The sequence below is a fragment of the Nitrococcus sp. genome (assembly GCF_059432795.1).
Genome location: NZ_JBXWZQ010000196.1, coordinates 17,877 through 38,892, shown reverse-complemented (window position 1 = coordinate 38,892; position 21,016 = coordinate 17,877). Strand labels below are relative to the sequence as shown.

Annotated in this window: 21 protein-coding genes; 11 read left to right on the top strand and 10 right to left on the bottom strand. The window is 64.3% G+C overall.

The window, feature by feature from the left end; translation table 11 throughout:
- Positions 1-9: 9 nt before the first annotated feature.
- The 3 genes from AC52Q4_RS13485 to speB are packed head-to-tail and all read left to right on the top strand — an operon-like array spanning position 10 to position 2,442.
- Positions 10-639 (top strand): GNAT family N-acetyltransferase, encoded by a 630-nt coding sequence (locus AC52Q4_RS13485; RefSeq protein WP_495537315.1) that lies wholly within the window; start codon positions 10-12, stop codon positions 637-639.
- Positions 640-641: 2 nt separating this feature from the next.
- Complete coding sequence (locus AC52Q4_RS13480) at positions 642-1,520, top strand: spermine/spermidine synthase domain-containing protein (protein WP_495537314.1); 879 nt, start codon at positions 642-644, stop codon at positions 1,518-1,520.
- Position 1,521: 1 nt separating this feature from the next.
- A complete protein-coding gene (speB, locus tag AC52Q4_RS13475) occupies positions 1,522-2,442 on the top strand; it encodes an agmatinase (RefSeq protein WP_495537313.1) in 921 nt (306 codons plus the stop codon).
- Positions 2,443-2,552: 110 nt separating this feature from the next.
- Here speB and AC52Q4_RS13470 read toward each other — a convergent pair whose 3' ends face one another.
- Together AC52Q4_RS13470 and AC52Q4_RS13465 are read right to left on the bottom strand one after the other, a co-directional pair.
- Positions 2,553-2,921 carry a peptidylprolyl isomerase gene (locus AC52Q4_RS13470; protein ID WP_495537312.1) on the bottom strand — a complete coding sequence of 123 codons (369 nt, stop codon included), beginning with the start codon at positions 2,919-2,921 and terminating at the stop codon, positions 2,553-2,555.
- A gap of 192 nt (positions 2,922-3,113) precedes the next feature.
- Complete coding sequence (locus tag AC52Q4_RS13465; protein WP_495537311.1) at positions 3,114-3,395, bottom strand: peptidylprolyl isomerase; 282 nt, start codon at positions 3,393-3,395, stop codon at positions 3,114-3,116.
- A 421-nt stretch (positions 3,396-3,816) separates the two neighbouring features.
- Between AC52Q4_RS13465 and AC52Q4_RS13460 the strand changes: the two genes are divergently transcribed.
- The gene (locus AC52Q4_RS13460) at positions 3,817-5,286 is read left to right on the top strand and encodes an alkaline phosphatase D family protein (RefSeq protein ID WP_495537310.1); all 1,470 of its coding nucleotides are present in this window, start codon (positions 3,817-3,819) and stop codon (positions 5,284-5,286) included.
- A gap of 150 nt (positions 5,287-5,436) precedes the next feature.
- Here AC52Q4_RS13460 and AC52Q4_RS13455 read toward each other — a convergent pair whose 3' ends face one another.
- From AC52Q4_RS13455 to dinB, 7 genes are all read right to left on the bottom strand, one after another.
- Positions 5,437-6,552 (bottom strand): 2-aminoethylphosphonate aminotransferase, encoded by a 1,116-nt coding sequence (locus AC52Q4_RS13455; RefSeq protein WP_495537309.1) that lies wholly within the window; start codon positions 6,550-6,552, stop codon positions 5,437-5,439.
- Positions 6,549-7,700 carry a phosphonopyruvate decarboxylase gene (gene aepY, locus AC52Q4_RS13450; RefSeq protein ID WP_495537308.1) on the bottom strand — a complete coding sequence of 384 codons (1,152 nt, stop codon included), beginning with the start codon at positions 7,698-7,700 and terminating at the stop codon, positions 6,549-6,551. Before aepY ends, AC52Q4_RS13455 begins: the two co-directional genes overlap by 4 nt.
- A complete protein-coding gene (gene aepX / locus AC52Q4_RS13445) occupies positions 7,697-9,346 on the bottom strand; it encodes a phosphoenolpyruvate mutase (RefSeq protein ID WP_495537307.1) in 1,650 nt (549 codons plus the stop codon). The genes aepY and aepX overlap by 4 nt, the downstream gene beginning before the upstream one ends.
- Positions 9,343-10,107, bottom strand: a complete 765-nt coding sequence (locus AC52Q4_RS13440) for a phosphocholine cytidylyltransferase family protein (protein ID WP_495537306.1) — start codon at positions 10,105-10,107, stop codon at positions 9,343-9,345. Before AC52Q4_RS13440 ends, aepX begins: the two co-directional genes overlap by 4 nt.
- A gap of 22 nt (positions 10,108-10,129) precedes the next feature.
- Positions 10,130-11,197, bottom strand: coding sequence for a lysylphosphatidylglycerol synthase domain-containing protein (locus AC52Q4_RS13435; RefSeq protein WP_495537305.1), 1,068 nt, complete (start codon positions 11,195-11,197; stop codon positions 10,130-10,132).
- Positions 11,198-11,279: 82 nt separating this feature from the next.
- Positions 11,280-11,906, bottom strand: coding sequence for a CDP-alcohol phosphatidyltransferase family protein (locus tag AC52Q4_RS13430; RefSeq protein ID WP_495537304.1), 627 nt, complete (start codon positions 11,904-11,906; stop codon positions 11,280-11,282).
- 305 nt (positions 11,907-12,211) lie between these two features.
- The gene (gene dinB, locus AC52Q4_RS13425) at positions 12,212-13,324 is read right to left on the bottom strand and encodes a DNA polymerase IV (RefSeq protein WP_495537303.1); all 1,113 of its coding nucleotides are present in this window, start codon (positions 13,322-13,324) and stop codon (positions 12,212-12,214) included.
- Positions 13,325-13,400: 76 nt separating this feature from the next.
- Between dinB and AC52Q4_RS13420 the strand changes: the two genes are divergently transcribed.
- From AC52Q4_RS13420 to AC52Q4_RS13390, 7 genes are all read left to right on the top strand, one after another.
- Positions 13,401-13,871 carry a hypothetical protein gene (locus tag AC52Q4_RS13420; RefSeq protein ID WP_495537302.1) on the top strand — a complete coding sequence of 157 codons (471 nt, stop codon included), beginning with the start codon at positions 13,401-13,403 and terminating at the stop codon, positions 13,869-13,871.
- Positions 13,872-13,914: 43 nt separating this feature from the next.
- Entirely contained in the window at positions 13,915-15,525 is a 1,611-nt protein-coding gene (locus AC52Q4_RS13415; RefSeq protein ID WP_495537301.1) for a C69 family dipeptidase, read from the top strand.
- Complete coding sequence (locus AC52Q4_RS13410) at positions 15,522-15,704, top strand: PLDc N-terminal domain-containing protein (RefSeq protein ID WP_495537300.1); 183 nt, start codon at positions 15,522-15,524, stop codon at positions 15,702-15,704. Before AC52Q4_RS13415 ends, AC52Q4_RS13410 begins: the two co-directional genes overlap by 4 nt.
- 256 nt (positions 15,705-15,960) lie before the next feature.
- Positions 15,961-16,389: an SGNH/GDSL hydrolase family protein gene (locus tag AC52Q4_RS13405; protein ID WP_495537299.1), complete on the top strand. Its 429-nt coding sequence runs from the start codon at positions 15,961-15,963 to the stop codon at positions 16,387-16,389.
- Between the two features lie 343 nt (positions 16,390-16,732).
- Positions 16,733-18,067, top strand: a complete 1,335-nt coding sequence (locus AC52Q4_RS13400) for a hypothetical protein (RefSeq protein WP_495537298.1) — start codon at positions 16,733-16,735, stop codon at positions 18,065-18,067.
- A 75-nt stretch (positions 18,068-18,142) separates the two neighbouring features.
- A complete protein-coding gene (locus AC52Q4_RS13395) occupies positions 18,143-18,979 on the top strand; it encodes a c-type heme family protein (protein WP_495537297.1) in 837 nt (278 codons plus the stop codon).
- Positions 18,980-19,150: 171 nt separating this feature from the next.
- Positions 19,151-20,602, top strand: a complete 1,452-nt coding sequence (locus AC52Q4_RS13390) for a serine/threonine-protein kinase (protein ID WP_495537296.1) — start codon at positions 19,151-19,153, stop codon at positions 20,600-20,602.
- A gap of 35 nt (positions 20,603-20,637) precedes the next feature.
- Here AC52Q4_RS13390 and AC52Q4_RS13385 read toward each other — a convergent pair whose 3' ends face one another.
- Positions 20,638-20,847 (bottom strand): hypothetical protein, encoded by a 210-nt coding sequence (locus tag AC52Q4_RS13385; protein WP_495537295.1) that lies wholly within the window; start codon positions 20,845-20,847, stop codon positions 20,638-20,640.
- Positions 20,848-21,016: the final 169 nt, after the last annotated feature.

The following is a 21,016-nucleotide window of genomic DNA, read 5'->3' as shown; positions in this document are numbered from 1 at the left end:
AAACAAGTAATGACGAAAGCCATGCGTGATGAGGGGACGCTGGCGGCCGTAGCATGCTGCCGCGGTCGGGATTGGTCGGCGTTTACCCGATTGTACGAGCAAGCCTTTCCGGTTTGGGAACGTGAGCCGCTGTCCAGGATTGCGAGCCGAGTCTGCAGTGGGCGCTATCGGCTCACGGTGTTGCGTTGCGCCGATGAGCCGGTTGCCGGCTTCCATCTGCTCGATCAGGTCGCGGTACTGAACTACGCTGTGCTGACGTTTCTGGCCGTGCGCGAGCCACTGCGCGGCCGCGGTTTGGGGCAAAGATTACTGCGCGATGCGGTTTGCGGCTTTCGGAGCCGGCCCGCCCCGGCCTGGTTGTTCGTCGAAGCCAAGGCAGGAGCCGCGCGATTTTACCAGTCATTGGGATTTCGTCGGCTGGCGTTGGACTATGAAATCCCTCATTACGGCAGCGCAGTGGCGATGCAGCCCATGACACTGCTCGCGCTGCACCGTGACGGTTCGCCGGGGGGCGTAGACGGCGAGCTGATCCGCCGCGTCATCGGGCACCTTTTCACTGACGGCTATGAAGTCCCTCCGACAGACCCACGCCTGACGTTGCAGCTGCGGCGCGTGCCGGACGCCGTGGGAGTGCTCTGAGCATGTTGAGCTACAGCCAGAACAGCGATGATGGCGATCGGGTGACCCGCCCGATTGTCGAGGTGCTCGCTCAGGGGCGGACGGATTATCAGGAGTACCTCTTTTTCCGTTCCCCGGCGCACGGGATTTGCGTCGTACTCGACGGTGACATCCAGTCCTGCGAGTCCGACGAAGCCATCTATCACGAGGCGCTCGTTCATCCGGCGCTACTTGTTCACCCGGCGCCGCGCGACGTGCTGATCATGGGAGGTGGCGAAGGGGCGACGGCGAGGGAGGTGCTGCGGCATCGGAGTGTCGAGCGGGTGGTCATGGTGGATATCGACCGGGAGTTCGTCGAGCTCTGCCGGCGCCACCTCGGCGAGTGGAACCGGGAGGCGTTCGCGGATCCCCGCCTGGATCTGCAATGCCGCGATATCAACGACTACCTGCGCGAGAGCGGCGCGCGCTTCGATGTCGTTATCGGCGATTTGGTCGATTTCTCGGACCGGCATTCGCCGGCGGCCACGCTCTATAGCCGCGAGTTCTATGCCAAGTTGCGTGATCACCTCAACGACGGGGCGGTGCTCGCGACTCAGGCGGGCGGTCTTAGCGCCAGCCAAGTCGAAGGTCACCGCTGGGTTCGTGCCACCCTGGAAGCGGAATTCCGCCATGCGGCAAGCTACGCCATCGTGGTGCCGAGCTTTTACCATCTGTGGAGCTATGTGATTGCCTCCGACGAGCCGCTGCCCAACCCGGATGTGCCGCCGCTGCAGCTTTTTGACGAGCGCGGGAGGCAGCGGCGACTTGCGCTGCCGGCAACTGGGCCGATGGCGCTGGCGGGGGCTTTCTCCTTCCCAGCGCGGCTTCGTTCGCGGATCTTCAACGCATCGGATAGGAAGTGAGATGCCCGAACCGCGCTACCAGCTGTTGCCGAACCGCTCGCTCGAGGACACCGATGTGGTCGTGTTGCCGGTCCCTTACGAACGCACGGTCTGCTATAAGCCGGGAACGGCGGGCGGACCCGCGGCGATTCTGGCAGCGACCGAGCAGCTCGAATACTACGATGAAGACCAGCGCTGGTCGCCATTCAAGCATATGGGCATCACCGTGTTGCCCCCTTTCGAAAGAGGCCCAAGCGAGGAAGAGGATGCATTTCACCGCCGCCTGCAGCGCTATTCGGCTGCGCTGCCAAGCCGTCCGTTACTGCTGGCGCTCGGCGGCGAACACTCGATTACTCCCGCTCTGGTATCCGGGCGTATGTCCGAGCCGGGGACCGTCGTGGTGCTCGATGCCCATGCCGACCTGCGCCGGGAATTCGAAGGCACGCCGTTTAGCCACGCTTGCCCCATGCACCACGTCCGTGAAGCCGGTCACGAGATCCTGATGGCCGGGGTGCGTTCCCTGCTCGACGAGGAGGCGGCGCGCATCGAGGGTGATCCGGGCATCCGCTGCTTTCTCGATCGGCAGCTGCAACACCCGGAGCACTGGCGTTCCCTGCTCGATGCGCTTGCGGGCCTGAGTGGTCCGGTTTGGCTCACGATCGACATGGACGCGTTCGACCCCGGGGCGGTTCCCGGGGTCGGCACGCCGCAACCCGGTGGATTGTCCTGGTACCAAGTGCTGGCCATCATTGAGGCTTGCCTGTTCAATCAACGCCTGGCGCTGCGTGGCTGTGACCTCGTCGAGCTGGTGCCCGACCCATCCGGTGTCTCCGATATGACCGCCGCCAAGCTCAGCCACAAGCTCATCTCGTGGTGGGGCCGAAGTCAGCGGTTGGACGAACGCCCGGAGCAGGGCAGCCAAACCGAAATCGCTTACCATTGACTCTCAGCACAGCGCGCCGGCTACGCCATGAGCCCCTGCGAAGCGGTTGGGTTGAGTATGAAACAGGCAAGCCTGGTGCGGCGGTGACCCGTAAGGGCTTCGCGTGCCGCCTAGCGCCGGGCGTTGAAGACCGAGCGCAACAGCGACTGACACCGGTATTTTACCTCCTTCCACCGGTCGGCGAGCGGCGAATCCTGCTTCTCGCCGCGGCTCAGCACCTCGATCAGGTGGTAACCGAACTGGGTACGCACCGGCCCGTGGACTTTGTTCAACTCGCCGTTGAACGCCACCTCGTCGAACTGCGGGACCATGCGTCCCTCACCGAATTCGCCCAGATCACCGCCGCGGTGGCCGGATGGGCAGTGGGAGAAGCGATTGGCAACGGTGGCAAAGTCCTCACCCTTATCGATGCGCTCCTTCAGCTCACGGCAGCGCTCTTCTTCAGGCACCAATATATGTCGCACATGTGCTTTGATCATCGTTGTACTCCGAACATCGCAAGAATCATCCTCCCGATCTCTGCTGGCGTAGCGGTTGATGTGTCCTGAAGGGGGGGTCACGAAAAAGCGCCGGTGGGGCGTTACCCCAGTCACGCTGCCGCTCCGCGTGCCTTTCCTGGCGTACCCGGCATGTCTGCCTTCCGGCCAGCCGTGGCGGGACCGTTTCCCGGTTCAGTCAGTGCGATCGAGGATTTCCAGCAGGTGATAACCGAACTGCGTGCGCACGGGACCATGAACTTCGTTCAGCGCATCGCTGAAAACGACCCTGTCGAATTCGGGAACCATCTGCCCTTGGCTGAACTCGCCGAGATCACCCCCGTTCTGGCCCGAGGGGCACTTGGAATGCGCTCGGGCAACGGCCGCGAAATCCTCGCCGTTTTCGATGCGCTCTTTGAGTTCCAGACACTGCTCTTCCTCTGGCACCAGGATATGGCGCGCACGTGCTTTGGCCATGGTTCTTCTCCGGCTACGATGAGTAGTGACAGAGAGCGAGTGCTTTCTGACCCTTGCCAGCTTAGCGGTTCGTCCCTTTCTAGGCAAAGCGCGCCACGGGTGACATGGGCGGCTCCGCGCTGCGAAACGCTCACCGAGGCCCACTTCGGCGCAGAGCACTGACCCACCTTTCTCGGGCCGCGTCCCGGGTAGTCGGTGTCGCTGGCATCGTGGCGTTGCAGTTCGCTCAGGCGGGACAGCTCAAAGGCGTCTCGGCCGCAAGGGCGCTACCGCGAAAAGGTCTCTGAATGGATGCGCGAACGCAACGGAATTTCTCGCCAGGCAAGCACCGCGAAGGTCTTGTCCCGCACGGCCTTCGCGTACCTGCGAAACCGTCCGCACGGATCATGGCGTGCGCCTCAGGCGGGTGCAGGGTCAACGTATGACGCCGCCTCCCACAGTCGAGCCCTCGGAGTGCTTGCGCGGTGATGACCGAGCGGGCGCCGTTGGGCCCTTGCTGTTCGCCCGCGGCTTGCGCGGTGGCCGGTTGCAGCTCGCGGCATTGCTGATTCGTCCGGCGCAGACGTCGGTCGGAAAGCTCATTACCCGAGACGGCCAGTTTCCCGCGCAAATGCTCTACCGGCGGGGTGGTCTGCGCGTCTGGCGCTATACGTTCTCGCTGCCGGCAACCGTCGAAGCCGAGTACTGTCTCGAGGGCGAGCGCTATGCGGTCAACGCCGCCGTCGATTCCGACCTGCGCTTGGCCTACGTATCGTGCGATGGCATGGAATATGGTGATCGTGATCGCGCCGTGGCCGAGCGAAACACGCTCTGGCGGCGGCTGGCTAAACAGCACGCCGAGCGCCCGTTTCAGCTGCTGCTGCAGGGGGGTGATCAGCTCTACGCCGACGAGATGCTCGATATTCACCCGGCGCTGCGCGCCTGGCGCAAGCAACGCCGTTGCACTGCCGTTGCCTCTGGCTCCGGAGACGTGACCGAGGCGCTGCGCGACTATCTCCTTGCGCGTCACCTCGAACTATTGCGTCAACCGGCCACTGGCTGGCTGATGGCCCGAATCCCTTCGCTTGCCATGTGGGATGATCACGATATCTGTGACGGCTGGGGTTCTCTGCCCAGCGTCAAACTCGACTCACCCATCGGCCGAAGCGTTTTCCGGGTCGCTCGGGAGTTTTTCCTGCTCTTTCAGCTTGGTGCCACCGACGATGATCTACCCGAAATCATGGTCGAGCGCAGCGGCGCGACTTTGACCTGGGTGCTGCACTTGCCGGGGCTCCAGCTCATCGCGCCCGATCTGCGCTCCGAGCGCCGCCCGAACCGTGTGCTCGGCGAGCGCGGCTGGTTGGCTTTGCGCCGTGCGCTCGGCGCCGTCACCAATGAGTATGTGTTCGTGCTCTCGAGCGTGCCGGCGCTGGGGCCGCGGCTTTCGTGGCTGGAAGCCGCCATGAGGGTATTCCCACACGTGCAGAAGTACGAGGACGACCTGCGAGATCAATGGCAGAGTCGGGCACACAGGAGCGAATGGCGGGCGTTCCTCACGGCGCTGCTCGAGGTTCATGAGCGCCCCGGTGCCCGTGTGAGCGTTTTGTCCGGCGAAATCCATCTGGCCACGCGCGGCACTTTGCAAACCCGTTGCGGGCCGTTGCATCAACTCGTGGCCTCGGGCATCGCCCACCCGCCGCCTCCTACGGCCTATGCACGCGGGCTCGGCATGCTCGCGCGCCTGGGTGAAGCACCGTTGCCCGATCACCCCATCCGCCTGCACCCGCTCCCCGGGCAGCGGGCCATCTACACGGGGCAGCGCAACTACCTCATCCTCGAGCGCCGCGCCGGTCGCTGGTGCGCCCGATGGGAGTTGGAGCGCAGCGGCACGACGCCTTGCCTCGATTTGTAACCCGTGAGGTTGTGGTCCCCACGCAAAGGCTCACCGAATTGCCCGGCCCGCCCGTGCGGTTGCGGTTTCCGTCGGCGGGCGGAACGAATCCGGTGTTATCGGCCGGGGAATGGATCGAATAGCGGGCGGCAATCCCGGTTCGCGTCGGTCTCAGTCATGCGGATTGGCCATGCCTTCCGGCGCGGATGAAGTCGCCTTGGTCAACTCCTCAAGGGCCACGAGCAGCGCCTGGATATCCGTCGCGGTGATCTCGCCCATCGTCGCGATGCGAAAGATTTCCTGTGCCAGACGGCCCTGGCCGGCATAGATCACGAAGCCGCGCGCCTTGAGCCCATGGTGCAAGCTCGCATAAGACAAGCGGGTCGGCAGACGGTAGGCGCGCAGAACCACCGAGGAGGCGGCCTGCGGCAGTAGTGGCTCGATACCGAGTGCCGCGAGCCCCTGGGCGGCCTCTCGCGCGAGCGACTCGTAGCGGCGGCGGCGCGCCCGCCAGCCGCCGCCCTCGGCATGCTCCCGCAAGGCTTCGGCAAGCGCGTAGAATATCGGCACGGCCGGTGTAAACAGGCAATCGCCGGCGTCCTGAGCGCGGCAGTAGGCGCCGAGATCGAGATACAGGCTCGAGGCGACAGCCTGGGGCGGCGGCAGGGCCGCTCGGCGCGTCACCACGAAGGCCGCTCCCGGGGCGCCGTGCAGGCATTTGTTGGCCGACCCGGCGCAGGCGGTGATGCCCCAACCTTCGAAATCCAAGGCTTCGGCGCCAAAGCTGGAGACCGCATCGACGAGCAGCTCGGCGCCGAGCTCGCGGCAAAGCGCGCCGATTGCGGCCAGATCGTTGAGCCGACCCGTGGTGGTCTCGTGATGCACGACCAGGACGTGCGTGGGGGGCGGCGCGCTGGCCAGATGCCGCTCCACGGCCTCCAGATCGACGGCGGCTTCCCATGGGTGCGCCGATGTTTTCACGGGCAGGCGGTGGCGGCGTGCGATCTCGGCCGCCCGCTCGCCGTAGACCCCATTGGCCACCACCAGCAACTCTCCGGAGGCCGGGACCAGGCTGGCCAGCATGGCCTCGAGGGCCGAGGTGCCCGAGCCGGTGATCGGCACCGCCGCCCACTGCTCGGGGTCGAGATCGTAGACGGCCAGTAGATTGCGGCGAATCTCGGATTGCAGTTCACCGAATTCCGGCTCGCGATGACAGAGGTCGGGTCCGGCCAGCGCCGTGCGCACCCGCTCGCTCAAGTTGACCGGTCCGGGGTTCAACAGAATCACGCTGGGTTCCCCATGTGCGCCATCAGGCGCTCCTTGACCGCTTGCGGCTCCAGTGTCGGGCGCGGCAAATCACTCGGCGTCCCGGGGCTGATGCGCAAGTGTGCGAATACCGGCCCATGGCTGCGCGCGTGCAATGCCTGATCGAGCACATCGGTGCTCTGGCCGGCGAATACCGCGGCATAACCGCAGGCAGCCGCAATGCCGGCGAACGACACCCCCGCCGAGAGCGTGTCCTGGCCCCCGGTGGACTCGTGGATGCCGTTGTCGAGCAACAAGTGCACGAGATTCGATGCGCCGTAGGTTGCAACGACGGCGAAGTTCCCGAGTCGCATCAACGCCGCGCCGTCGCCGTCCGCCACCACGACCCGAAAGTCCGGCCGCGCCATGGCCAACCCCAGGCCGAGCGCGGAGGCGCAGCCCATGGAACCGACCATGTACAAATGGTTGGGCCGGTCTGCCAGGGCATAGAGCTCGCGTCCGGTGTAGCCAGTGGTTGCTATGAGCACCGTGTCGGCTGGGGGCGTGCGCTCGATGAGCGCCGCCAACGCCTCGGCGCGGCGTAAGGTTGGCTCGGGCGATGACCCCGGTGCGGGGGCCTCGATGGGTGCCTCGGGCGCCGGCGTTCGGCGGTTGGCGGTCAGGGGATAGGGCGCCACCGTGCCCTTACGCATGAGCAGGGCATAAGGCCGCCCGGTCTCCGCCATGTATTCGCTCGCGCGTGCGAGCGCCGGCCCGATCTGCGCCGCCTGCGTCGGGAAGATCTCCCAGGGGATTTCCATTGACTCCAGCAGTCCGGGAGTGATCGCACCCATGAGTCGATGCTGGGGTTCATCATCGACGTCCGGCGCCCCGCGCCAGGTCACGATCAACAGCAACGGCAAACGAAACGGCCACGCAAGCGAAGTCAGCGGATTGACAGCGTTGCCCAGCCCCGAGTTCTGCATCATCGCCACGCCGCGTCCGCCGCCTAGCGCCACGCCGGCCGCTGCCGCTACCGCATCGCCTTCATTGGGCGCGCTGACATAGCTCAAGCCCGGCGCCTCGATCACGGCGTTGATCAACGGCGTGAAAAACGAACACGGTACACCGCCATACCAGGCAAAGCCGCGCGCCCGGGCCGCCGCGATGAACTCTTCTGCCTCAATCATGGCCGAGCACCAAATGCGAAGTCACCGGCGCGGCGCAGGTCCTCCATGTCGTTGACGTTAAGCCAGCGGCCGGTGGTATAGAGCACGCGCACGGTCTTGCCGCGTGCGATCAGATGATTGAGCAGGTCCGGCAGACCCAGACGATGGAAGGCCGGGCTCGCGCGCAGCTCCGCGAGCGCCTCGTTGATCCACCGCCGGCCCTCGCCACGTACCCGCAGCATGCCAACCCAGCACCCACGCGGTGGTCCTTTTACCGCACCGGCCTCGCCCACGTGCTCCAAGGTGACTTCCTGCTGGAACACGGCATGGTCGTCCGGCGCGCTGCACCACACCGGGTCGTGAGTCGCGCCCCCTTCGCTGGCGCGCGGCATGGAGTCGACGACCACCACCAACTCGCCCGTCGCCTCCAGTAGGTCGCCGAGGATGTGGCTGCGGAAGAGCAAATCGCCGTAAAGCACCACGGTGTCCTCGCCCAGCCGTGTTTCGGCATACGCCAGCGAGGCGAGCTCGCCGGTTTCGTTATACTCCGGGTTATCGATGCGCTCGATCCCCTCTACGGTGATCGCATCCGATCGATAGCCGGCAACCACGGTGATCGCGTTGACGCGCTGGCGGCGCAATGTCTCGACCAGACGTTGCAATACCGGCTTGCCGGCGACGTCCAGCATGGCCTTGGGCCGGTCGGCCGTCAGCGCCTCCAGATCCGCGCCTCGGCTGGCGGCGAGGATGACGGCATTGGTCGGGCCCGCCGCACCCGCGTAAATGCGCTCGGCGGCCTTGAGCTCGTCCGCCCCCTGCAGGCGAAATATCTCACTGACCGGAGTGATCCAGTCCTCGCTGTCGGCCACGGTGCCGTTTTGCGCTACCTCGGCGGCCAACCGCTGCATGGCCGCCGCGCCCGCGCGCAGCATATGATTGGCCCAAATCACCAGGCTGATGCCGGCTTGACGGTAGACGGCGGTGGGTGTGCTGTAGTACTTGGTCGGCACGATAACCAGCGGCGCGCGGTTGGCCCACTCGCGCGCAAAGCTCAGCACCTCGTCGGCACGGCTGAGCTTGCTGTGGATGAGGATGGCGTCGGCTCCGGCGGCCCGATAAGCTTCGGCGCGGCGCAGCGCCTCGCCCATCCCCCAGCCGGTGATCAAGGCTTCCACTCGCGCCACGATGCAGAAATCGCTGTCCGTCTGGGCGTCCTTGCCCGCTTTGATCTTGCCGCAGAACTCATCGATGGGCGCCAGCGGCTGACGCTCGCCGGCGATGAAACTATTGGTCTTGGGAAAGACCTTGTCCTCGATGCATACGCCGGCCACATTGCGGTTTTCGAGCTTGTACACCATCCGGCGCATGTTGTTGAAATTACCGTAGCCGGTATCGCCGTCGAGCAGGATCGGGATCGTGGTGGCGTCCGCCATGAACTCGACCATCTCCAGTACCTGGGTCCAGCTCGCCTCGTTGGAGTCACGAACCCCATACTGGGCCGACAGCGCCAGTCCGCTGGCCCAGATGCCGGAGAAGCCCGCCTCCTCGACGATACGCGCGGATAAACCATTGTGCGCCTCCAATAAGTATTCCAGGCGCGGCGAGTACAATAACTCGCGCAGTGCTCGGCACCGGCTGTGGGGCGGTTTCGGCGGGAACGTCGTCATTGCAGATTACCTATTCCTTCGGTAAGCCGCGGCAGGATTTCGGCTTCGGCTCGGGCGAGGTCTTCCGGGAAATCGATCTCAATCCAGGGTAGGCCGGTAATGTCCTCGAAGGCGAAGTCTTGCGGCGCGGCCAACAATAGATCACGCACGGCTTCTTCGTGCGGCGTGTCCGGGGGCCCGGCTTCGATATACTCGTGAACGGCGGTAGCGAGATGCCGCGCCTTCGCGGGCGAGAAGCGAAAGAAACCCACCGATTCGCCGCTGTAATCGTATTCCAATCGCGAGTCGATCCGTTTGCGAAATTCCACCAGCCGGTCCTGCCGCACGCAGAGTTTAACGGGCTCGGCGCCGGGCTCGTAGTCACGATCGAGCAGAAAGCAATCCGTATGTTCGGAGCGGCGCAGGCGCTCTAGAATGCGGATATCATAGAGGACATCGGCGTCCATGAGCAGTATCGGCTGCTCGAGGGTCAGCCATTGCCGGGCGGCCCAAAGGCTCGCCATGCTGCCTTGTTCGTAATCGGAGTTGTGCACGAGGCGCGGTTGCGGCACGCGAGCGAGGCGGGCGGTTTCGGCTTCGATGAGCTCGTGGCGATAACCGGTGACGAGAACCACCTCGGCAACGTCGCATCGCTGCAGGGATTCCAGGTGGCGCTGCAAGAGCGTCTTGCCCGCGAACGAGAGCAGGCACTTGGGTATTCGATCGCCGCCGATCGGTCCTAGCCGCTTGCCGACGCCGGCTGCGAGTATCACCGCAATCATGTCACCCCCACGCGGTTTTTCCTCAGTCCTGCAGACCTCGCAGGCGTCGCCAGCCGGTTCGACTCTCGAGCGCTTGCCATACCACCAAACCGGGAATGCCGAGGGCGAGCTCGCGCACCCGCTTGACCAACGATAGCGCCAATGCCACATCGGGGCTGATGCCGAGCAGACTGCCGATCAGCACGAACCCGCCTTCCTGCACGCCCAGCGCCGCCGGCACCAGGAAGGCCATCCCGCGCACCGCCTGGCCCAAACTCTCCAGAATCAGCGCTTCGACCGGGCCCACCGGAGCGCCAATGAAATAAAGCGCCAGCCAAACCTCACCGGCACCGGCCAACCAGCCGGTCAGCCGCCATGCCGCGGCGCGCGCCACGGCTGCACGTCGGATGTAGATCGCCGTGAGCGTGGCATCGAGATCCCGGGCCCCGGTCGCCGGTGCCAGCCGATCGGTGCCGATCAGGATTTCCAGGCGTCCTGCCACGGCCGCGAACAGACCACGTCGCTGGGCAAAGTAAAACGCCGTTGCCAGCATGGCCATCAGCAGCGCGGCGCCGAGCGCCGGCCAAATCCACTGGCCGGTGCCGAGCGTGGCCAAGAGCAGACCGATGCCGAGCAGCGTGAAGGCGATCTGCGTGAACAGGCCAAGCGTCACGTCGGCGACTACGGCCGCGCCGGCGTGGCTGGCGGGTATACCGCGCAGCGCCAAGAGTCGGCTGCGGATCACCTCCCCGCCAATCTGGGCCACTGGCAACAAGGTATTAACCGACTCGCCCAGCCATCGGACCCAGGTCAGAGTGATGAAACTCGGTCGTGGGGTCGCGGCGAACAGGGGCCGCCAGGCATAGGCATCCGCGATCATTGGCACCAGGTGGTAGGCCGCCACCAGCGCCAAGCCCCAACCCGCCGTCGCGAACGCGGTCCACACGTCGCTCACGCCCTGCTGCAGCACCAGGGCAATCAGCAACGTGGTGCCGGCGGCGAGCGAAAAAGGTAACCAGACCTCGGCAATGCCGGCCTTGGTGCGGGGCCACCAACTCGGGCGGCTGCCGGACTGAATGGCGATCGGGGTCAGGTCTTTACGCTGGCTCATGCTGCCCCCGGCCGGTACCCGACCGCCGGCTGGCGCTGCCGGGGCGCGCTGACGTGCGTGGGGGTGGGGCTCCGGTACACGGTCATGTTGCGCCGCGGAAGGGGTCGCTGTCGCGGCGGAACTGCCAGGCGAGCCAGAGGGCGAACGCGGGGGCGCCGAATCCGGCAGCGATCAAAAACGGCTGCAGGGCACCCAGCCAGGTAATGGGGCCCACGAGATACATGATGTCCTCGAGCTCGAAGCCGCTTGCGCTCGGCTGGACGAAGCTGTTGCGACCGCGGCTGCGCTCCATCGCGAAGCGTAAGGTGAATATACCCGCGACCCCCAGACCGGCGGCGATACCCAAAGCGATGGCAGGCGGACCGAGCTCGGTGCGCAAGCCCACCCCCATACCGGAGAAGAGCACAACGTAGGTCACCGCGCCCGAGAGATGGTCGTAATAGTAACCGAAAGCGGCGCCTTTGTTCGTCATGCGCGCGAGCTCGCCGTCGGCGTGGTCGAGCAGGGCGGCGATCAGGAACAGCGCGGCGCCCAGGTCGGCGGCCAGCGCATTGCCGCTCGCGTACAAACCGCCGGCCGCCAGGCCGGCGAGCAGCGCGAGCGTGGTGATGTGATTGGGTGTGAATGGGGTATTGCGCAGCGCCATCGCCAGCCATCTGGCCAGACGAGCATCGAAGGGTCTGCGCGCGGCGCTCGTCGCTTCACCCATCAGCTAAGATCTCGCCGATGAACGTCCGCCACTTGCAACAGGGCGAATACGGATACGATGGCAGCCCGGGTCGACAGCATGCCCATGCTCGCTATGGTGTGATGGTTGGAAGACGTCGGTTGTTCAACGGTGACCGCTGGGGTCGCCGCGATGCTCGACCAGATGGATGCCGTAGTCAACCCCGTGAAAAGGGCAGGGGGCTTGAGCGAGCCGCTGATTACGGCACGGCGTGGGTGATATGCCTTTGTTTGGATGCGGGACCATCAGGGTAGCGCCGCGGCGTTGCACCGCGTGGCAAGAGCGCTTTATGAGACGTCAGCGCGCGCCGCCGGCCAAATATTCTCCGTGAAGAGATCGCCTTGTGCGCTAAATTGATCGGCATCGACCAGCCCCGATAAGCCGACACCGACTAGGCGGTAGCGCGTGTTTTCGGGAAGGCCGACTCGGCTGCGCAGCCCCCAGGCGAGGTCTGCAACATCGTGCGCCGTGGTGGGAGGAAGGCGCAGGGTAAGACGGCGCGTGAGCGTTTTGAATTGCGCCGTCTTAAGCTTGAGCACGACAACCCGCGCCACCCGCGCTGAGTGCTTTTGATAGGCAAGCCATGTCTTTTCGGCGAGTCGGCGGATATGCGGCTCGGTCTCGTTTAGCCGCAGATCGCGTTCGAATGTATCTTCGGCGGATACCTGTAGCGCCGGGCGCTGCGTGGTCACCGCCCGCTCGTCGATGCCACGGGAGAGCTCGTGCAGTCGACGGCCCCATTGGCCGAAGCGAGATTCCAATGCGGCCAGCGGTACCCTGCGCAACTCGCCCACCGTGGCGACTCCCATTTGCGCTAACCTCTGATCCATGACTTTGCCGACACCCGGAAGACAGCCGACGCGAAGGGGAGTGAGGAACGTCGTCACCTGCTGGGGCCGAATTACGAACAGGCCGTTGGGCTTGCGCCAATCCGATGCGATTTTTGCGAGAAACTTGTTGGGGGCGACGCCGGCGGAGGCCGCAAGAGAGAGTTCCTGGCGGATCGCGGCGCGAATCGATTCGGCAACCGCGGTCGCACTGCCGAGTTCCTGCTTATCGGTCGTAACGTCCAGGTACGCCTCATCGAGGGATAGGGGTTCCATCAAGTCGGTGTGACGGGAAAAGATCTCGCGAATCTGCCGCGATACGGCCTTGTATCGAATGAAGTCCGGCGCAACGAAAATAGCCTGTGGACACAGCCTTTCCGCTTGGGCCGCCGGCATCGCGGATCGCACACCGAAGCGGCGTGCCTCATAGCTTGCCGCACAGACGACGGAGCGCGCGCCTTGCCAGGCCACGATGACGGGTTTTCCCCTCAGTTTCGGGTCGTCGCGCTGCTCGACGGACGCATAGTATGCATCCATATCGATATGAACAATTTTGCGTGTCGGCTCATGCATTAAAGTGAGAATGGCAGCTTCACATTCCCCAAACTCCACGAATGACGATACCACATGGCAGGGGAGCCTTATCCACATGGATCGATGCGCGAAGCAAGTATCGTTCCCGTCTACGGCGGTTGCCGGGACGGTGCTGGCGGCGGCCGTGCTGGGTGCGAGCGGCTGCAGCACACCAGAGGCCGTGGATCTGACGGTCAGTGCCGTGCACCGCGACGTTCGTCTGTCGATCGAAGGCCGGGCGAATCTCCCGGACGGCGCCTGGATCGTTTATGTGGCCTACCTCGAGACCGAGCCGCTGCATCGCTTGCGGGGAGCCGCGCAGATGCACAAGGGTGTCTACCAAGCGGAGCGCCGCGTGGCAGACTGGCCGGCGGAGCCGATCGTCGTCGACGTGCACTTCCAGACTCGCAGCGAGGGTCTCTTTCAGCCGTCACGAGTGCGCGAGCGATATGGGTTGGGGGGTGGGTCAATGACGGGACCCGGCGTGATCCAGGCCGGCGAGGGCTCGCGAGTAGCCGTTGCCACGACCATCGTCGGTAGGCCCTAGCATGGGTGCCCGGTGGTGGCTCACGCCACGGTCAGCTCGCGCAGTGAGTACCGTGCTCGGTGCGATCATTGCCTTCGGGGTCGGATGGCTGGCGATGCCGGCCGAGGCCAGCTACGCGTTCTACGTGGGGCGCGAGCTCAGCGCGCAAGGCAGCGTGCTGGTGGGCGGCAATGGCGAGGAAGTCTCCAGCCACTGGCTGGAAATCGTTCCGCGCCGTGAGTACCCGCACGGGGCGACACTCGAGGTGGGTGTTACATCCGAGGCCCGCATTCCCGGTGAGCGAACCACAATTCCCCAGGTTCGCGAAACCTTCCGTTATATCTCGATGTTTTACAGTGACTTCGCCGGCTTTCCCCCGCCACTGACCAATGGCGGGCTGAACGAGCACCAAGTCGCTGTGCGCGACGTTTGGGCGCCGACGCGCCGGGAGTTGGTGGCGATGACGCCCACGCCCCAGCGCGGGCTCAGCTACAGTGACTTGGCGCGGCTCGTGCTCGAGCGCGCGAAGACGGCCCGGGAAGCCGTTGCCTTGATCGGGGCTCTCGTGGCGCACTACGGCTACGCTACCTACGGCGGCAATACGCATCTCATCGCGGATCCCAAGGAAGGGTGGGTGGTCTGGGAGCTTGCCGGTGGTCAGGGGCTGTGGGTGGCGGAACGCCTCGGTCCGCACGCGGTGCGAGCGCTCTATCCGGGCTATATCGAAAGGGTGCCGCTGGATTTCCGCGACAACCCCGACTACATGGGCGCGAAGCACCTGATCGATTTCGCCGTAAAGCAAGGCTGGTACGAGCCGGCCAGTGGCAAGCCGTTCAACGTGCATGCGGTTTACGGGCGCCAGGGTGCGCCGGCGCGTGAGCCGGGGCTCAAGTACCTGTCGCCCAAGGTGCTGGAAGAGCGCCTCGAGGCGCTGGCGCCGGTCACGGTGAAAGAGTTGATGGCGTTGGTACGCGACCCGCGTCTGTCAGACGACGAGGCCGGCTACGGTGAGGTGGCGGCCCTGCGCTCCAATGTTCCGGCCGAGCTCGCACTGCTGTGGGTGGCGCCCACCGGCGCAATTACCGCGCCGTTTTTGCCCTGGTGGATCGGGGTGCGCGACGTGCCACCCGAGTATGCCCAGCATCGTTACCTTACCAAGAATGCCGCACGCACCTTTCTCAACCCGGATTTTCAGATGCAGGAGGCGAGCGTGTTCGTTGGGCGGGTCTACAAGCGGCTTTTGTATTACACGTGCCGACACCCGCGTGCTTTTCTGCAGCCGGTGACGCAGACGCTGGAGGGGTTCGAGGCGAGCCTCCTGGCGGATCAGGCGAGCGAGGAGGCGACCGCGCGCCGACTCATCGAGGCGGGGCGGCGGGATCTGGCCGTGCGCCATCTCACCCTCTACAGCCACAGCAAGGCCGCGGCCGCGCTTGCTCTGGGCGAGTCGCTAGTGGGCGGCATCGAGGCGATGTCGCGGGCACGATTCGGGATGGGTCCGCCGCCTCGCGGAGAAATCAACCTGCCTGATGGTCAGACGGTGAACTGCCTTCCCGATGCAGACCCGGATCGTCCGGGAACGCGGCACGGCTCTTGGCGGTCGAGCGGATATCGGCAAGAATCTTCCTGCGAGCAAGAAAACTGTGCCAATAACAACCTTGGAGCGCGGCCATGAGTGTTGAAGTGACTGGATTTTTCGGATTCATCCTCTTGGTGCTCGATGTGTGGGCGATCATTTCCATCGTACAAAGCGCCGCCTCGACCGGGGCCAAGGTCTTCTGGGTGATCTTGGTCATGCTGCTGCCGCTGCTCGGTTTGATTATCTGGTTTTTCGTGGGGCCCAAGGGGCGCTGACCGCTGTGTGTTCGGGTCGTTCACAGGGCTTGCGGCGTGCGATTGCGTCGTCCTGAAGCGCCCTGCGGGCAAGCGCTCGGGCGGGCTTGCGAGGCGACGGGCCCGCCTTGAAATCGCAAGATCACCGTGCTCGTCTCGCGCACGCCGGCGCGTTCGAAGTCATGCCTTTTGGGGTGAACTATGGTGTAGCTGTTCGCGCTGATACGCAGAGCCCGAAAAGAAGAGCGCAGAGGCTGCCCATGAAGAAAAAGAGCATTTGTATCGCTCTGCTGCTGTGTTCGATTGTTTCCACGCCGCGCTTGCCAGCCCGATATTCAGTCAGTTGGTGGTGTTCGGCGACAGCCTTTCGGATACCGGTAACAACGCGGTGCTATTCGACCGCCTCGCCGCCGGGGCGCGGACCTCGGTTCCATTGACACCCACCGATCTCGTCCCCTCATCGCCCTATCGATCCGATCGCTATTCCAACGGTCCCGTATGGGTGGCACCCTTTGCCGATGCCTTCGGCTTGAGCGCGCGGGCTTCACTACTGGGCGGCAGCAACTATGCGCATGGCGGCGCGCGTGTCGGGCCGGACGGTGCGACGCAACCGCCGTTACTGCTCAGCCAAGTCAGTCAGTTCCTCGCAGATTCCGCCGGGCAGGCGGCCGCGGACGGCTTGTATGTGATCGAGGGCGGCGGGTGATGACGCTCGGGATGCGCTGGCGGCGGTAATTGCGGCGGCCGGCTGGCGCGGCACACGCCGGGCGGCCGTTCTTCCTCTGAAAAGCGTGCGCCGGCAACGGTGCGTCCCACTAACGAAGCCGAATGGCGGTTACGCCGACGGGCGTAACGCGCCGCTCAAGCACTGAGAAGCGCAGCAGCGAATACCCGCAGTCGCCGCGGCACGAGCGTCGGGTCCATGGTTTGCCGATTTCGCCCCCCTGTCTCGGTGAAAGCCCACCGTGCGCGAGCTATTATTTGGTGTGATTCCTGTCAAAATGACGTGTTTTAGAGAACATTAATAATGACGTGCGGTGGGTGCAACGATGACTAGGTACTTGATTTCGATACTTGGTGTATCGGCGTTGTTCTTGCTACACGGTTGTGCGACCACTCCCGAACCGGAACCGCAGCCGGCACCGCCGCCGCGGGCCGAGCCCGTGAGCAAGCCGCCCGCAGCCGTTACCCAGCCAGCCGTCATCCGCCGACCCGCCGACACCGGGATTGCATGGGTCACAAATACATCCGACCTGAAATCGCGGCACAAGTTCCAGCTCGCCCAGCATATTGTTGAGGTGGACGAGGCCACGCGCTATTACGGCGGCTCGGTCGAGGATATTGAGGTGGGGGCGCGCCTGCGCGCGGTCGGTATCTACCGCGACGACGTGATCGCGGCGGATACCATCTACATCGAGCGCGCGGCGGGTTCGCCACCGGCGCAAGCGCTCGAAGACAAAGCGGGCGGCGGGGCAACGGTGACACGGCGGCAAGCGCCCGACGCCTCAGAGGTGGAATCCAGTCGCGCACCGGAGGCCGGCGCTGGCAAAAGCGGGCCGGACGTGCTCAAGCGCGAAGCTTCACAGAGCACGGCGCGGCGTGCGGACACCGGGGAGAAATCCGATAAACCCCCGGCCGAGCGCGCCCGCCCTGCTACGACCGAAACGCAAGATACGCCGCCGTCGAAGTCAAAGGCGCCTGCGCCGGCGGTCGGGTCGGAGAGTCGGGCGGCCACGAAGACGGCGTCCGGCGAGACGGAAAAGGCAAGCCGCGGCTCGACGGAAAGCGAGACGAAGCCCGGCGCGAGCGAGTCCGGAACGAAGCCGCCGTCGACGAGTCCGGAGTCCTCGGAGAAGGAAGCTGGCGAGCCGCCGAGCGCGCCGCCTCCCGCCCCGGCGACCCGCGATTTCAGCCACCTGGTCTTCGATGACCGGATATTACCGATGTCGTTGGATCATGGCTGGATGCTTGATCGGCAACCGGACGTCGTGGACGGGACAAACCGATGTGTCCTGCTCTCGCCGACGGTTACGATTTTCGACGGCTATTACCCCGCCAAGATGTGGTTGCGCATCAATACGGTACGGGCTTGGGTGAGGAGCGATTCGAACCTCGACACGAGCTACCCGAAGCAGGGGTTGCGTGTCGACGGTCGGACGCTGGCGCCGTTCGCGGAACAGTTGCTTGATGAGCAAACCGCATATACCAAGGCTCCTGTGCTATCGGGCATGGCTGAAGGCCGTACGCTGACGGTGGCACTCGGGTTCTGGCCGACATGGCCGAAGACCAAGACGCAGACGGCGAGCGTCGATCTCGCCGGGTTTGCCAATGCCTATGCGGCATTACGGGCATGTTCCAAACAACAACAGGCCGCACGCGATTGACGCGGCCTTGAGGGGAGTGACACGCGACCCATGAGCCTGCGACTTAAATTCAACCTTGCACTGAGCTTCGCCATATTGGTCGGCATCGGCCTGGCGTCGCTATTCAGCTATCGCTTCCTCGAGCAGAAGGCCAAGGACGAAGTGCTCGATGCCGCTCGTATCATGCTGCAAAGTGCGCTGTCGGTCAGGCAGTACACGGTGGCGGAAATTCGTCCGCTGCTGGCTCTGCAGCAAAAGCGCGCATTCCGGCCACAAACCGTGCCGGCCTATTCGGCGCGGAAGTACATCGAGCAGCTGCAGAAAAAATATCCGGACTATAGCTATCGGGAAGCGACTTTGAATCCGACCAATCCGGTGGATCGGGCGACAGCGTGGGAGGCGGACATTGTCAACTGGTACCGCAATAATAACAAGGAAGACGAGCTTATCGGCGTACGCTCCACCGCAACCGGACCGGCGATGTATCTCAGCCGGCCCATCAGGATTACCAACCCGGCATGCTTAACCTGCCACGGTGCGCCGGCGACGGCTCCGCCGACGATGATCGAAAGCTATGGATCGGCGAACGGCTTCGGCTGGAAGCAAGGCGAGGTGGTTGGAGCGCAGATCGTCACGGTGCCCATGTCGGTGCCCCTCGAGAGGGCGCACAAGACGTTCTTGGTATTCGTCGGCGCGCTGTTCGTGGTTTTCCTGCTGGTGGCGATCTTGCTGAACGTCATGCTGGAGTTTGTAATTATTCGTCCGGTGAAAGTGATGTCGCGCAAGGCCTCCGAGATCAGCATGGGTGCTTTGAACGTGGCGGAGCTGGAAATCAGCGGCAAGGACGAGATCGCACAGCTGGGCCGGTCCTTTAACCGGATGCATCGCAGCCTCGCTAATGCGGTGAAGATGTTGGACGAGACAAACAGCTAGGCTACGGCTTGGCCGTTGCGGTGAAGCACTGACGCTGACCCACGCCGCGAGGCCTCGCCTGGTGTATCCGATAAAAACGTGGCGGGCTCGAGGGCCTTGCCCTTGCGATCATGAGGGCAAGACCGTAAGGCCAGAGGATGGCTCGATGGCCGAAATCGACCAGGAAAGATAATGGTACCCGACAAGGTAGGCAAGTACGAGCTCCAATCCGTCATTGGGCAGGGCGGAATGGGCATGGTCTACAAAGGCTACGATCGGGACATCGATCGAATCGTGGCGATCAAGGTCATGCATCCATACCTGGCGGCGCAGAGCGCGGGATTGGACCTCATGCAGCGCTTCAAGCAGGAGGCTCGGGCGGCAGCGCGGTGTGTGCACAACAACATCGTAACCGTGTTCGACTACGGGATCAGCCACGATTCCCCCTACATCGTAATGGAGTATGTCGAGGGTCTGGATCTGCATTCCTTCATGAAGGCGGAGCAAATGCTTCCGTTGCGCCAGATCGGGGACATCATTCTGCAGACACTGGCTGCTCTGGATTACGCGCACCGCTGCGGCGTGATTCATCGAGATATCAAACCCGCGAACATCCTCCTGCTGGAGAGCGGCCTGGTTAAGGTGGCCGATTTCGGCATCGCCAAGCTCGAGACTTCCGAGCTGACGGCGCCAGGCGATATCATCGGTACGCCGATATACATGTCCCCCGAAGCGAGAAAGGGCATGCCGACCGATGCGCGCACCGATCTCTACGCAGTGGGGATGGTTTTGCTGCGGCTCATCAGCGGTAAGAGCCTGATGCAGGGCAATGGCGCTACACCCGACCTCGCGGCGTTGCCGCCGCCCTCCGAGCTGGGCCCCGCCGAGCAGGCCCAGTTTCAGAATCTCCTGAAGACGGCGCTCGCTCTGCATCCGGAGGAGCGTTTTCAAAGCGCGCACGATTTCAGCCGCCAGCTCAAGCACATTTTGGCACCCCATACCGTCTATGAGTCGCCAGCCGAAGAGCTGGCGGTAACGGTCGTCAAGACCAGGCGCTGGGTGAGCCAGCAACGCGCCAAGCAAGCCATCGACGCCGCAACCACCACCCCGGCCAGCCATCCGTCCCATTACCTGACGCCCCACGCGGCGAATCTGCTCAACGATGAGCTCGCGAGCTATCTCGGCCCGGTTTCCTCACGATTGATCCTGGCGACAGCTGCCAAATCCAGGACCCTGGATGAGCTCATCGATCGGCTCACCAAACACATTCCGAGCGAGGTTGAGCGTAAAGCGTTCATGCGTGGTGTCGAGCACAAGGGGGTGCGTCGATTGAGCATACTGGCGAGTGCGCGGGAACGTAGCGGCTCGCGAACGGGTGATTCGAGCGACTTCCAGGCGCTCGGCACGCCGGCCTCCGCCGATGGCGGCTCGCGTCGACCGGAGCATCGCGGGACGGGCGGTGCCACGTTGGAGGAGCTTTCTACCGTTACGGAGCAGTTGGCTGTTCATATCGGCCCACTGGCCTCGTATCTGGTGAAGCGCACCGCGAACAAAGCCGCTAGTCTGGGGCATCTGTATGAACTCCTCGCGGCACACATCGAGGATCCGGAAGAGCGTAAGCAGTTTCTCAGCAAGCGGCCTTAGAGCGCAGGCCGCGGTACTTCCATCCCAGCGGAGCTTCAACGCTGTACCCGAGAAACTGAAGGAGGGTGGCTGCCGGCCCCAAACCCCTGGGTGAATTTCTGGGTGCCGTCCGGCGCGGTGCTGGCGTCCAGCAGCGGTGGGTTTTCGGGCGCGGGCGGTTGTTGCAGGCCGGCCCTAGTGGACTGCTTGAGCGCCTCGGCGACGGCCGGATCAAAGCCGTTCTGACAGCAGCGATCGACCCGCATGAAGGCAGGGGCCGTAATGGCGTCGCGCAGCAGGCCGCGAGCACTCGCCGAGACGCGGGAGGCGGCCGATTGAACGGCCGCGCTGCGCAAGTGCCGCCCGAAGGAGTGAGATCTGCCGTAGAGGGGCTGAGCCGGCCGCCGGCGCGCATTATAAAGCCCGGTAAGCGCA

Bases quoted from the DNA above. Each gene is read 5' to 3' on its own strand.
- AC52Q4_RS13485 (WP_495537315.1), top strand. From the start codon at position 10: ATGACGAAAGCCATGCGTGATGAGGGGACGCTGGCGGCCGTAGCATGC.
- AC52Q4_RS13480 (WP_495537314.1), top strand. From the start codon at position 642: ATGTTGAGCTACAGCCAGAACAGCGATGATGGCGATCGGGTGACCCGC.
- speB (WP_495537313.1), top strand. From the start codon at position 1,522: ATGCCCGAACCGCGCTACCAGCTGTTGCCGAACCGCTCGCTCGAGGAC.
- AC52Q4_RS13470 (WP_495537312.1), bottom strand. From the start codon at position 2,921: ATGATCAAAGCACATGTGCGACATATATTGGTGCCTGAAGAAGAGCGC.
- AC52Q4_RS13465 (WP_495537311.1), bottom strand. From the start codon at position 3,395: ATGGCCAAAGCACGTGCGCGCCATATCCTGGTGCCAGAGGAAGAGCAG.
- AC52Q4_RS13460 (WP_495537310.1), top strand. From the start codon at position 3,817: ATGACGCCGCCTCCCACAGTCGAGCCCTCGGAGTGCTTGCGCGGTGAT.
- aepY (WP_495537308.1), bottom strand. From the start codon at position 7,700: ATGATTGAGGCAGAAGAGTTCATCGCGGCGGCCCGGGCGCGCGGCTTT.
- aepX (WP_495537307.1), bottom strand. From the start codon at position 9,346: ATGACGACGTTCCCGCCGAAACCGCCCCACAGCCGGTGCCGAGCACTG.
- AC52Q4_RS13440 (WP_495537306.1), bottom strand. From the start codon at position 10,107: ATGATTGCGGTGATACTCGCAGCCGGCGTCGGCAAGCGGCTAGGACCG.
- AC52Q4_RS13435 (WP_495537305.1), bottom strand. From the start codon at position 11,197: ATGAGCCAGCGTAAAGACCTGACCCCGATCGCCATTCAGTCCGGCAGC.
- AC52Q4_RS13430 (WP_495537304.1), bottom strand. From the start codon at position 11,906: ATGGGTGAAGCGACGAGCGCCGCGCGCAGACCCTTCGATGCTCGTCTG.
- dinB (WP_495537303.1), bottom strand. From the start codon at position 13,324: ATGCATGAGCCGACACGCAAAATTGTTCATATCGATATGGATGCATAC.
- AC52Q4_RS13420 (WP_495537302.1), top strand. From the start codon at position 13,401: ATGGATCGATGCGCGAAGCAAGTATCGTTCCCGTCTACGGCGGTTGCC.
- AC52Q4_RS13410 (WP_495537300.1), top strand. From the start codon at position 15,522: ATGAGTGTTGAAGTGACTGGATTTTTCGGATTCATCCTCTTGGTGCTC.
- AC52Q4_RS13400 (WP_495537298.1), top strand. From the start codon at position 16,733: ATGACTAGGTACTTGATTTCGATACTTGGTGTATCGGCGTTGTTCTTG.
- AC52Q4_RS13390 (WP_495537296.1), top strand. From the start codon at position 19,151: ATGGTACCCGACAAGGTAGGCAAGTACGAGCTCCAATCCGTCATTGGG.
- AC52Q4_RS13385 (WP_495537295.1), bottom strand. From the start codon at position 20,847: ATGCGGGTCGATCGCTGCTGTCAGAACGGCTTTGATCCGGCCGTCGCC.